General features: G+C 60.4%; 10 protein-coding genes. 7 read left to right on the forward strand and 3 right to left on the reverse strand.

Annotated features, from left to right (window positions below):
* Nucleotides 1-122: 122 nt before the first annotated feature.
* From BUB78_RS19150 to lpdA, 5 genes are all read left to right on the forward strand, one after another.
* Nucleotides 123-3083: a 2-oxoglutarate dehydrogenase E1 component gene (locus BUB78_RS19150; RefSeq protein WP_073200919.1), complete on the forward strand. Its 2961-nt coding sequence runs from the start codon at nucleotides 123-125 to the stop codon at nucleotides 3081-3083.
* A 3-nt stretch (nucleotides 3084-3086) separates the two neighbouring features.
* Nucleotides 3087-4616 (forward strand): 2-oxoglutarate dehydrogenase complex dihydrolipoyllysine-residue succinyltransferase, encoded by a 1530-nt coding sequence (odhB, locus tag BUB78_RS19155; protein WP_073200921.1) that lies wholly within the window; start codon nucleotides 3087-3089, stop codon nucleotides 4614-4616.
* Between the two features lie 4 nt (nucleotides 4617-4620).
* The gene (locus BUB78_RS19160; RefSeq protein ID WP_073200923.1) at nucleotides 4621-5307 is read left to right on the forward strand and encodes a hypothetical protein; all 687 of its coding nucleotides are present in this window, start codon (nucleotides 4621-4623) and stop codon (nucleotides 5305-5307) included.
* A gap of 9 nt (nucleotides 5308-5316) precedes the next feature.
* Nucleotides 5317-5712 (forward strand): MAPEG family protein, encoded by a 396-nt coding sequence (locus BUB78_RS19165; protein WP_073200925.1) that lies wholly within the window; start codon nucleotides 5317-5319, stop codon nucleotides 5710-5712.
* A gap of 94 nt (nucleotides 5713-5806) precedes the next feature.
* Complete coding sequence (gene lpdA, locus BUB78_RS19170; RefSeq protein ID WP_073200926.1) at nucleotides 5807-7195, forward strand: dihydrolipoyl dehydrogenase; 1389 nt, start codon at nucleotides 5807-5809, stop codon at nucleotides 7193-7195.
* 147 nt (nucleotides 7196-7342) lie between these two features.
* On the opposite strand, the gene BUB78_RS19175 is transcribed toward lpdA, so the two are convergent.
* Genes BUB78_RS19175 through BUB78_RS19185 form a run of 3 tightly spaced genes read right to left on the reverse strand, consistent with a single transcriptional unit; the run spans nucleotide 7343 to nucleotide 9674 of the window.
* Nucleotides 7343-8083 carry a lysophospholipid acyltransferase family protein gene (locus tag BUB78_RS19175; RefSeq protein ID WP_073200928.1) on the reverse strand — a complete coding sequence of 247 codons (741 nt, stop codon included), beginning with the start codon at nucleotides 8081-8083 and terminating at the stop codon, nucleotides 7343-7345.
* Nucleotides 8080-8985, reverse strand: a complete 906-nt coding sequence (locus BUB78_RS19180; RefSeq protein ID WP_073200930.1) for a cell division protein FtsX — start codon at nucleotides 8983-8985, stop codon at nucleotides 8080-8082. Before BUB78_RS19180 ends, BUB78_RS19175 begins: the two co-directional genes overlap by 4 nt.
* Nucleotides 8982-9674, reverse strand: coding sequence for a cell division ATP-binding protein FtsE (locus BUB78_RS19185; RefSeq protein WP_425442212.1), 693 nt, complete (start codon nucleotides 9672-9674; stop codon nucleotides 8982-8984). Before BUB78_RS19185 ends, BUB78_RS19180 begins: the two co-directional genes overlap by 4 nt.
* A gap of 147 nt (nucleotides 9675-9821) precedes the next feature.
* On the opposite strand from BUB78_RS19185, the gene BUB78_RS19190 reads away from it, so the two are divergent.
* Together BUB78_RS19190 and BUB78_RS19195 are read left to right on the forward strand one after the other, a co-directional pair.
* The gene (locus BUB78_RS19190) at nucleotides 9822-10724 is read left to right on the forward strand and encodes a zinc-ribbon domain-containing protein (protein ID WP_073200932.1); all 903 of its coding nucleotides are present in this window, start codon (nucleotides 9822-9824) and stop codon (nucleotides 10722-10724) included.
* Between the two features lie 357 nt (nucleotides 10725-11081).
* Complete coding sequence (locus BUB78_RS19195; RefSeq protein WP_073200934.1) at nucleotides 11082-12362, forward strand: tyrosine-type recombinase/integrase; 1281 nt, start codon at nucleotides 11082-11084, stop codon at nucleotides 12360-12362.
* Nucleotides 12363-12554 lie beyond the last annotated feature (192 nt).

The raw sequence follows: 12554 nt of genomic DNA on the forward strand, positions 1-12554 counted from the left end.
GCCCCGCAGGCCTCGGCGAAGCCGTGCTTGAGGCGATCGGCTAAGACCCTTCGGCGCGTCCCGGCACCACACCGGGGCGCGCCAGACCACATCCGGGCGCGCGCCTTCAGGGAGAACCAGAGATGACCGACCAATCCTCCAACGACCAGTTCCATGCCTCCTCCTTCATGCAGGGGCATAATGCCGAGTATCTCGAACAGCTTTACGCGCGCTATGCCAGTGACCCGAATGCGGTCGATGAGGCATGGAAGACGTTTTTTGACCAATTGGGCGATGGCGAGGATGATGTCCGGGCCGAGGCCGCAGGCCCGTCCTGGGCGCGTGCCGATTGGCCGCCTGTGCCGAATGACGACCTGACTGCGGCGCTCACCGGTGAATGGCCGGCAGAGCCTGAGTTGAAGGATGCCGGCAAGAAGATCGCCGCGAAAGCCGGTGAAAAGGGCATCAAGCTATCCGATGAGGATGTCAAGCGCGCCGTACTTGATTCTGTGCGCGCGCTCATGCTGATCCGTGCCTATCGTATCCGTGGCCATCTTGCCGCCGATCTTGATCCGCTCGGCCTGCGCGAACAGGCGATCCGCCCCGAACTTGACCCGAAATCCTATGGGTTCACCGAGACCGATATGGATCGCCCGATCTTCATCGACAACGTGCTTGGCCTTCAGATCGCTTCAATGCGCGAAATTCTTGCCATCGTGCGGCGCACCTATTGCGGCACCTTCGCGCTGCAGTACATGCATATCTCAGACCCCGAACAGGCCGCATGGCTCAAGGAGCGGATCGAGGGGTATGACAAGGAAATCCGCTTTACCCGCGAGGGCCGCAAGGCGATCCTGAACAAGCTTGTCGAGGCCGAAGGCTTTGAAAAATACCTGCATGTCAAATACATGGGGACCAAGCGCTTTGGTCTGGACGGCGGCGAATCCCTTATTCCGGCCATGGAGCAGATCATCAAGCGCGGCGGTCAGCTTGGCGTGCGCGACATCGTGATCGGCATGCCCCACCGGGGCCGCCTGTCGGTGCTCGCCAACGTGATGAGCAAACCCTACCGCGCAATCTTCAACGAATTTCAGGGCGGCAGCTTTAAGCCCGAAGAGGTCGATGGTTCGGGCGACGTGAAATACCACCTCGGTGCCTCGAGCGACCGTGAATTCGACGGTAACAAGGTTCACCTGTCGCTGACCGCGAACCCAAGCCACCTTGAGGCGGTGAATCCCGTCGTTCTTGGCAAGGTCCGCGCCAAGCAGGATCAGCTTGGCGATACCGACCGCACGGCGGTGCTGCCGATCCTGCTGCACGGTGATGCGGCCTTTGCCGGGCAGGGCGTGATCGCCGAGGGCTTTGGCCTGTCGGGCCTCAAGGGGCACAAGACCGGCGGCACCATGCATGTGGTCGTCAACAACCAGATCGGCTTTACCACCGCGCCGCATTTCTCGCGCTCATCGCCCTATCCCACCGATATTGCGCTGATGGTCGAGGCGCCGATTTTCCACGTCAACGGCGATGATCCCGAGGCCTGCGTTCACGCCGCCCGCGTCGCCACCGAATTCCGCCAGAAGTTCCACAAAGACGTGGTGATCGACCTGATCTGTTATCGCCGCTTTGGCCATAACGAGGGCGACGAGCCGATGTTCACCAACCCGGTGATGTACAAGAAGATCAAGAAACAAAAGACCACCCTGTCGCTCTATACCGAGCGGCTTGTGAAAGACGGCCTTATCCCCGAGGGCGAGATCGAGGATATGAAGACCGCCTTTCAATCCCACCTTGCGGATGAGTTCGAGGCAGGCAAGGATTACCGCCCCAACAAGGCAGACTGGCTTGACGGGAAATGGTCCGATCTTGCCGCCCATCGCGGCAAATACGAGCGCGGCGAAACCTCTATTTCGCCCGAAACCATGGCCGAGGTCGGTCGCGCGCTAAGCACGGCCCCCAAGGACTTTCCGCTGCACAAGACCGTGGAGCGCCTGCTTGATGCCAAGGCCAAGATGTTTGAGACCGGCACCGGGTTTGACTGGGCCACGGCCGAGGCACTGGCCTTTGGCTCGCTGATGACCGAAGGCTATCCCGTGCGTCTGTCGGGTCAGGATTGTACCCGCGGCACCTTTAGCCAGCGCCATTCCGGCCTGATCAATCAGGACAATGAAGAGCGGTACTATCCGCTCAACAACATCCGCGAGGGTCAGGCGCAATACGAAGTCATCGACTCGATGCTGTCGGAATACGCCGTGCTTGGCTTTGAATATGGCTATAGCCTTGCCGAGCCGAACGCGCTGACCCTCTGGGAGGCGCAGTTTGGCGATTTCGCCAACGGTGCCCAGATCATGTTCGATCAGTTCATCTCGTCCGGCGAGAGCAAATGGCTGCGCATGTCGGGCCTCGTCTGCCTGTTGCCGCATGGCTATGAGGGGCAAGGCCCCGAGCACTCTTCGGCGCGCCTTGAACGGTTTTTGACCATGTGTGGCGGCGACAACTGGATCGTGGCCAATTGCACAACACCGGCGAACTATTTCCACATCCTGCGCCGCCAGATGCACCGCACCTTCCGCAAGCCGCTTATCATGATGACGCCGAAATCGCTTTTGCGTCACAAGATGGCCGTGAGCAAGGCCGAGGAATTCACCACCGGATCAAGCTTTCACCGGGTTCTGTGGGATGATGCACAATACGGAAATTCCGAGACCAACCTGGCGGCGGATAAAAAGATCAAGCGCGTCGTCATGTGTTCGGGCAAGGTCTATTACGACCTTCTGGAAGAGCGCGACGCACGCGGCATTGATGATATCTACCTGATGCGCATCGAACAGTTCTATCCCTTCCCGGCGATGTCGCTGGTCAAGGAGTTGGAGCGCTTCAAGGGCGCGGAAATGGTCTGGTGTCAGGAAGAGCCCAAGAACCAGGGCGCCTGGTCGTTTATCGAACCCAATATCGAATGGGTGCTGACCCGCATCAAGGCCAAGCATTCCCGTCCCGTCTACGCCGGTCGCCCCGCTGCGGCCTCGCCGGCCACCGGCCTCGCAAAAATGCATAAAGAACAACAAGAAGCGCTGGTCGATGCCGCGCTGACCATCGAAGGGAAATAACCCATGACAACCGAAGTCCGCGTCCCCACGCTTGGCGAATCCGTGACCGAGGCCACCGTGGCCACCTGGTTCAAGAAACCCGGCGACCCTGTCGCCGCAGATGAAATGCTCTGCGAGCTGGAAACCGACAAGGTCACCGTCGAGGTGCCCGCGCCCGCAGCCGGCACCATGGGCGAGATCGTCGCGAAAGAGGGCGAGACCGTTGGCGTTGACGCGCTTTTGGCAACCATATCCGAGGGCGAGGCCAAGGCTGCGCCCGCCAAGGCCGAGAAAGTCGAGAAATCCGCGTCAAGCGCACCCGCCTCTGGCGGCGCAAGCGTCGATGTCATGGTGCCCACCCTTGGCGAATCCGTGTCTGAGGCCACCGTCTCGACCTGGTTCAAGAAGGTCGGCGATCACGTCGAGGCCGATGAGATGCTCTGCGAGCTGGAAACCGACAAGGTCTCGGTCGAAGTGCCCGCGCCCGCCGCCGGCGTCCTGACCGAAATCCTCGCCAATGAGGGCGACACCGTTCAGGCCGGCGGCAAGCTTGCCCTGCTGTCCTCGGGCGACGGGGCCGCGCAAAAGGCACAGGTCAGTGAACCGACCAAAAGCTCTGGTGGCGAACAATACACCACTCCGCCCGCGGGCCGTGACGTCGAAGACGCACCTTCGGCCAAGAAAGCCATGGCCGAGGCCGGCATCAGCCGCGATCAGGTCACCGGCACGGGCCGCGACGGCCGCGTGATGAAAGAAGACGTCGCCAAGGCCGCAAGCGGCCCACGCGCCGCCCCCGCCCCCGCCCCGGCCCCTGCGGCCGCCGCCCCGCGCGCGCCGTCCCCTGCCGAGGACGCCTCGCGCGAGGAACGCGTGAAGATGACCCGTCTGCGCCAGACCATCGCGCGCCGCCTCAAGGAAAGCCAGAACACCGCCGCCATGCTCACCACCTATAACGAGGTGGACATGACCGGGGTGATGACCCTGCGCAACGAGTACAAGGACGAATTCTTCAAGAAACACGGCGTAAAGCTTGGTTTCATGTCGTTCTTCACCAAGGCCTGCTGTCACGCCCTGCGCGAGGTCCCCGAGGTGAACGCCGAAATCGACGGCACCGATGTTGTCTACAAGAACTTTGTCCACATGGGCATCGCCGCGGGCACCCCGACCGGCCTTGTGGTGCCGGTGATCCGCGACGCCGATCAGATGAGCTTTGCCGAGATCGAAAAAGCCATCGCCGAAAAAGGGGCGCGCGCCCGTGACGGCAAGCTTTCGATGGCCGAAATGCAGGGTGGCACCTTCACCATCTCCAACGGTGGCGTCTATGGCTCGCTGATGTCCTCGCCGATCCTGAACCCGCCGCAATCGGGTATCCTTGGCATGCACAAGATCCAGGACCGCCCGATGGCGATCAACGGCGAGGTGGTGATCCGCCCGATGATGTATCTCGCCCTAAGCTATGACCACCGCATCGTCGACGGCAAAGGCGCTGTGACGTTCCTCGTCCGTGTCAAGGACGCGCTTGAGGATCCGCGGCGGTTGCTGATGGATTTGTAAAAGTATGTCGCTCGTTGCAGCCAGCGATTTTGAAGACTTGCCAGATGAGCCAATAGCTCGCTGGCTGCAGCTTCGTGACTTGCTTGAAAAGCGATTGGACAGTTTGGTTGATTTTAACAATGACACCCGTGCCACCTATGATTTTCTTGAATACATGAAGATTTTATCTGCCGCGGCCGACGAATTAGAAATAGGTGCTTTAGAAGAAATCTCGCCCGGCAATATCCACGACGAATTCGATCTCTTTCGCGCAAGCGTCTCGGCTCTGGCAACGCGCCTGAGCCTCCGTTCAGGTAGGGACAACCCTGCCCAATCTGTTGCACTCGCCCGTCCGACGCGAAAAAAAATCCTTGTCGAGATCGAGAATCTTCGTTCAAAGATACATCTTTCCGAACTTTCTGAGGTCCAAAAGGTCAAAGCGGAGAAGAAAATAGATCAACTACAAATACTTGTTGTTGCTCCAAGAACAGATATTTCGCGTGTCGGGTTTTTATTAGCTGGAATTGGTGCGTTCGCGGTTGGCACGACATCGGTGCTTGCTGACTTTCCGCAAGCGATCGGGACAATTTCTGTACTTATCGGTGCTGATAAGTTGGAAGAAGAAAACGACCAGATTTTGATTGAGAACGCTGGGAAGAAACTCCAAATTCAAGACCTCCGCGAAGAACCCAACGAGGAAATACCCTTCTGAGGATATCTCATGACCCCCGAACTCACCGCCCTCACCCTCGCCGCGCTGCTGCAAGTGGTCCAGTTCATTCTCTTCGCGATTCCCGCGAACCTTGAACTTGGCCCCGGCTATACAAGCTCCGCGCGCGACCGCGAACCGTCGCGCCAACTCTCGCTCAAAACCGCCCGCCTGCAACGCGCACTCAATAACCATTTCGAAGCGCTGATCCTCTTCACCATCGCCTGCGGGGTGATCACCCTCTCGAACGGCTCCACCGCCTTCACCGCCGCCTGCGCCTATACCTATCTCGGTGCCCGCATCCTCTATATCCCGGCCTATTACCTTGGCCTGCGCCCCTGGCGCTCGCTGATCTGGGCGGTCGGCTTTTTCGCCACCACGCTGATGCTTCTGGCCGCGCTCTTATGATCTTCTTCTTGGCCAAAATACTCCGGGGTGAATGGCCCGGAACGGGCCAGAGGGGCAGCGCCCCTAATGACTCCTGCAACGAAAAGGATACCCAATGGCAAACTATGACGTGATCATCATCGGCGCAGGCCCCGGCGGCTATGTCGCCGCCATCCGCTGTGCGCAACTGGGCCTGAAAACCGCCGTGGTCGAGGGCCGCGACACCCTTGGCGGCACCTGCCTCAACGTCGGCTGCATCCCCTCCAAGGCCTTGCTCCACGCCAGCCACATGCTGCACGAGGCCGAGCACAACTTTGCCGCCATGGGCCTCAAGGGCAAATCCCCCTCGGTCGACTGGAAACAGATGCTTGCCTACAAGGATGATGTCATCGGCCAGAACACCAAGGGCATCGAATTCCTGTTCAAGAAGAACAAGATCGACTGGCTCAAGGGTTGGGGCTCGATCCCCGAAGCGGGCCGCGTCAAGGTTGGCGACGATATCCACGAGGCCAAGAACATCATCATCGCCTCGGGCTCTGTGCCTTCTTCCCTGCCCGGTGTCGAGGTCGATGAGAAGATCGTCGTCACCTCGACCGGCGCGCTTGAGCTGGGCAAGGTGCCGAAATCCCTGGTGGTGATTGGCGCGGGCGTGATCGGCCTTGAAATGGGCTCGGTCTATGCCCGCCTTGGTGCGCAGGTCACGGTGGTTGAATACCTCGACGCGATCACCCCCGGCATGGACGCCGAAGTACAGAAGACCTTCCAGCGCATGCTGAAAAAGCAGGGCCTAAGCTTTGTCATGGGCGCCGCCGTACAATCGGTCGAGACGCTCAAGACCAAGGCCAAGGTCACCTACAAGCTGCGCAAGACCGACAAGGAAGAAACCATCGACGCCGATGTCGTGCTTCTGGCCACCGGGCGCACACCCTATACCGACGGACTTGGCCTTGCGGATCTGGGTGTCGAAATGACCGATCGCGGCCAGATCAAGACCGATGATCACTGGCAGACAAGCGTCAAGGGCATCTATGCCATTGGCGATGCGATTGTCGGCCCGATGCTGGCCCATAAGGCCGAGGATGAAGGCATGGCCTGCGCCGAGGTACTGGCCGGTAAACATGGTCATGTGAACTATGGCGTCATCCCCGGCGTGATCTATACCCACCCCGAGGTGGCCAATGTCGGCGAGACCGAGCAAACCCTGAAAGAGGCCGGTCGCGCCTATAAGGTCGGCAAATTCTCGTTCATGGGCAATGGCCGCGCCAAGGCGGTCTTTGCCGGGGACGGTTTTGTGAAAATCCTTGCCGACAAGGAAACCGACCGCATTTTGGGCGCCCATATCATCGGCCCCGGTGCGGGCGATCTGATCCACGAAGTCTGCGTCGCCATGGAATTCGGCGCAAGCGCGCAGGATCTGGCCCTGACCTGTCACGCTCACCCGACCTATTCCGAAGCCGTGCGCGAAGCCGCCCTTGCCTGTGGCGATGGGGCCATCCACGCGTAACGGCGGCGGGCGGCGCACCCTTTTCGCGGTCACTGTTCTCGCCAAAAAGGCGGCAGGCCTCGGGCCTGCCGCCTTTCACCTGCGTGGCAGGTCGATCAAATGATATAGCAAACGGGATACTGGAATGGTGGAATGACGCCCTCTGTCTCAGGTGCGTTCATCAACCGCAAACCCCGCCTCGTGCAACAACGCGTCAGAGGCGGTTTCAATCTCCCCCTCAAGGCGCGCCATAAAGGCCTCTTTGCCAAGGCCCGCTTCGATGGGCTCCAGAAACTCGACCACGGCCACGCCCGGCCTGCGATAGATCCCCCGCTTTGGCCAGAACACGCCGACATTGGTCGCCGCAGGCACGCAAGTGACGCCCATCTGTTCATAAAGCACGCCAACGCCAATCTTGTATGGGGCCTTCACGCCGGGGGCCACGCGCGTCCCCTGCGCATAAATGATCAACTGTCCGGGCTTTTGTGCGCCGCGCGCAACATCCTGTACCATCTTCTTGATCGCCGCCCCGCGTTTGCCGCGATTGACCGCGACACAGCCGATGCGCATGCCGTAAAGCCCGACCACCGGCGTCCAGAGAATTTCACGCTTCATGATAAATCGCCCCGCCGGAAGCTCGGAGTAAATCAACAGGATATCCAGAAAAGACTGATGCTTGGAGGCAATAAGAACCTGTCCATCGGGCGGCGTGCCGCGTACTTCGGTGCGCAAGCCAACCATCCAGCGCGCGGTCCAGCGCACCCAATTGCAATAGGCCTTGCACCCCCGCACCGCGCCCTTGCGGCTAAGAATGGCGCCGGGCATGTAGAGCAGCCCGATCACCGGTAGCATCACATACATCTGCCCGACAAAAACCAGTGACCGCAGCCATTGCACCGCATATCTCATGGCATATCCTCTAACGTTTTATGGGCCGCAATTCGGGTGGCAAAGAAGGCCACCGCTGCGGCCAGCGGCGGAATCACAAGTGGCCAGAGCCAATGCCAGCCCTGAAAGCCGAGCCCGGTCAGAAACCCGCCCTCGGCCTGTGCGCCCGGCAAGATCAGAACCGCCAGACAGCCAAGCAGCACCCCAAGGGCAGCACCACCAAGCGCGCGCAGGGTAAAGCGGCGTACAAAGGCGCGGGCAATAAAGGTGTCGCGCGCGCCCACAAGGCGCAGCACGCTGATCAGCTGACTATTGGCTGCAAGCGCGGCATTGGCCGCAAGCGTGATCATCGCCGCCACCGCCGCCCCGATCAGCAACAGCGACATCCACCCGAGAAGGCGAAGCCGTTCGGCCGCCCGCACAAGGGGTTGGCGCCAGCGGGTATGATCATCCAGAACCGCGCCGGGCACCTCGGCCGCAAGCCGCAGGCGCAGGCCCTCGGCGTCAAACCCGGCCCCGTCCTCGACCACCTCGATAAGCTGAGGGATCGGCAGCGCGTCAATCGGCAGATCCGGCCCGAACCAGGGCGCCAAAAGCGCGGCCTCTTCCTCGGAACTCAGCGCGCGCGCACTGGCCACGCCGGCAGTTGTCTCAAGCAGGCGCAACGCGGCCTCGGTTTGTGCGGCCATCTGTCCCTCGGGCGCGGAAATCCGGATGGTTGAGCTGCGCGCAAGCTCATTTCCCCAGCGATCCGCAAGCCGCCCGGTGGCCAGCGACAGCGCCAGAGCGAAGACCGCCAGAAACCCCATCGCCGCCGCGCTGAACAGGGTCAGCCAGGCGGTAAAGCCGGTCGGCGGCACCACCCGGTCAGCCTGGGCATCGGCGAGCAGGAATTCGGTCACAGGTGACAAATCAAGCTTCACAGATCAGCCCCCGCCAAATGCAAACGCCGCGAGGCGATCCGCAGGACACGCGCCTGAACCTGGCTTTTGGCCGCCCGGATCAAGGCAAGGTCATGGGTGGCAATCATGATGGTCTTGCCCATGTGGTTCAGCTCGATCAAAAGGCGCAAAAGGCGCTGCGACATTTCCCAATCGACATTGCCGGTTGGCTCGTCGGCCAGCACCACGTCCGGCGACATGATCACCGCACGTGCAAGGGCGGCCCGCTGGCGTTCACCGCCCGACAATTCCGGCGGCAGGGCCCCGGCGCGTTCGCGCAGCCCGACCCAGCCGGTAAGTTCCTTGAGGTTCGCCGCCTCGTTCAACAGATCACGCCCCGAGACCATCAAGGGCAGGGCGATATTGTCGGATACGCTCAGGTGATCGAGAAACTTGCAATCCTGGTGCACCACGCCGATCCGCCGCCGCGCCATGGCGATATCGTCGCGCTCCATCGTGCGCCGGTCCTGCCCGAAAAGCCGCACCTGCCCAGAGGTCGGCACAAGCGCGCCGTAACACAGCTTTAACAGCGTGGTTTTACCGGCACCCGACGGCCCGGTCAAAAAGTGAAATGATCCGGGGCTCAGGCTTAGCGACAGATCGCTAAGCAATTCACCCCCGCCATAGCTATAGGCCACGTTTTCAAGCTCGATCACGGCCGTCCCCTTCATAAACACAGCCCCTAAATGCCTCAGAGGTCACACATGTGCAATGATCCTTGCGGTGAATTCCTTTGCTCTTTTCCCAAGGCGAAGAACAGCCTATGGTGTAAGTTAATGATAGGAGCCGGGTAACGGCGGCAGGATACAGGTGGCAGAATGCGGCTGATTTGTCCGAATTGCGGGGCGCAATACGAAGTTCCCGATGAGGTCATCCCGACAGGTGGGCGGGATGTTCAATGTTCCAATTGTGGTGACACATGGTTTCAGAACCACCTGAGTGGCAACGCACCCTCTGGTGACGACGAGCAGGATGCCCCGCGCGAGTGGGAAAAGCCCCAGGCCGCGCCCGCGCATCCTGAGCCCGCTGCCGAGGAAGAGCCCGCGACAGCCCCCGAGGAGCCGGACGAAGACGAGCCGGGCGCCGAGGTCGAAGAGGCCGCCGATACCGCGCCGCCCCCGCCAACCCGCCGCTCGGTTGATCCCGGTGTGGCCGATATCCTGCGCCAGGAGGCCGCACACGAACAACAGGTCCGCGCCAGCGAAAGTGCGGGCGGCCTTGAAACCCAGCCCGATCTTGGCCTGACCGCCCCCCCCCTTGCCCCGGATGAGCGCAGCCAACAGGCCCGCGCCCGGGTGGAACGGCTGCGCGGGAATGCCCCGGCCCCCGATGGCGTGACCTCCGACGATACCGATGATCACCCCGACATTGACCCATCGTCACGACGCAATCTTTTGCCCAACATAGAGGAAATCAATTCATCCCTCACGTCGCTCGGTGATCGCGACGAACAGGTTGCCGCTCCGATCCCGGAAGACATCCCCCTGCCCAGGCGGCGCAGCGGGTTTGGCACCGGGTTCCGGCTCTCGCTGATACTCTTTGTGCTGGGCACGCTGGCCTATGTCTTTGCCCCGCAGATTGCCCAGATGCTGCCCGCCGCCGAGGCGCCGCTCGATAGTTTTGTCGCAGCGGTGAACAGGCTGCGGCTTGCGCTGAGTGATCTGGTCGGCTCTGCCAGCGGGTGGTTCTCCGATATGGGGCCCCCGGCCAGCGGCGGATAATCCCGAGCTTTGGCGGGGTATTATCCGTCAAGGACTTGAAATCGACATCTAAAAAGGGATGCACCCGCCGTTGTACGTGATACCCTTTGACGGGAATCGGGCTGCGCAAACACATTACTCACAAAACGTTTACTCTGAACAAAGTTGCCCGATCAGACCAATTAAAACGCCGACAATTATCGTCGGAATATATTCACTAAGGAGTTTATAATGAACTCCCGCCTCACGTAGCACCCAGTAGAATCCTGTATAATATATTAATATAAATCATGTATTTACGCATTCACATTGTATCATCCAGTCACATGATGTAGCAACCAACTACATATTTTTGGGCGGGTTGAATGTGGGGGCCGCATGCCAAGACGTGCTAAGGAACTTTCTGCAATAGAGGTTAGACGACTGGGGCCCGGCGTTCATAGCGTGGGCGGTGTAGCCGGTCTGCTGATGCAGGTTTCGGACAACGGGGCGCAGTCCTGGTTGTTGCGGGTTCGGGTCGGTGACAAGCGCCGCGAAATTGGGCTTGGAGCGTTTCCAGAGGTGAGCCTCGCCAGAGCGCGCGAGAAGGCCGCAGAGGTCAAGGAGGCGATCCGCAGCGGGATTGACCCGGTCGAGGTGCGCAAGGCCGCCAGATCTGCGCTTTTGGCTTCGCAGCGGCAGGGGCTGACCTTCATCGAGGCTTTCGAGAAATACGCGGCGAAGAAATTGCCGGAACTCAGGACAGACCGCTATCGCAGCCAATGGCGGGCAACGGTGGAAAAGTACGCTTTCCCCGAACTCGGCGGCATGTTGGTGCAGGACATTTCCCGCGATGACATTTTGCGGGTTCTGCATCCGATCTGGGAAAACCGCACCGAAACGGCAACCAAGGTGCGCCAGAGGATCGAAAAGACGTTGGATTATGCCAAGGCTTCCGGACACCGGACTGGCGACAATCCGGCGGCGTGGCGTGGCAATCTGGAGCTGGCACTTTCCGCACCCGGAAAAATTGCGCCGAAGGGAAATTTTCCGGCTTTGCAGTTGGATGATGCAGCCCGATGGTGGGCAGACCTTCAGTCGCGCGACGGCATCAGCGCAACCGCTCTGGCGTTTCAGGCTCTGACCGCTTCGCGAACCGGGGCTGTACGCTTGGCGACTTGGGGTGAAATCGACCTGGAGGCGCGCCTCTGGACGATCCAGCCGGGGCGAACCGCCAGCAAGATTCCCCCGACCGGCAAACCGCACCGCGTCCCGCTGACCGATGCAATGATTGCGTTATTGGAAACTGTGCCGCGCATTGGGGACCTGGTGTTTACAGCCCCGCGCGGCGGCAGCTTGTCAGATGCGACCTTGGGCAAGGTGATGCGCATGATCCATGAGACCGATGTCAAACGCGGCGGCACGGGCTATGTGGACGCTCGGACCCAGAAACGGGCCGTGCCACATGGGAATCGCAGTTGCTTTCGCGTTTGGGTCACCGAGCGCACCAACTTCGACGGCGACATGGCCGAAATTGCTTTGGCGCATATGGTTGGGAATAAGGTGAGGCAGGCTTATGACAGATCCGACATGATCGAAAAACGGCGAGCCATGATGGTGGCTTGGGGTGCTTTTCTTAGCACAAGCGCAACCGCCTCGAACTTAGCAGTCGTTCGATGACTTCGAGCTATCCCGAAGCAGTCGTATTTGCGGCCGACTTTCAGAAGGGTCAGGACCAATAAACAGCCAGTAAACAAAATGACTGCATTTGTGGCTTGCTGATGGGGTGGATGGCTCCTGCTCCAATCGGCGTCGCAATGCGCCATACTGCAGATGTCCATATCTGCGTATAGGAGGAGCCACCCAATGCAA

The organism is Roseovarius marisflavi (assembly GCF_900142625.1).
Lineage (GTDB): Bacteria > Pseudomonadota > Alphaproteobacteria > Rhodobacterales > Rhodobacteraceae > Roseovarius > Roseovarius marisflavi.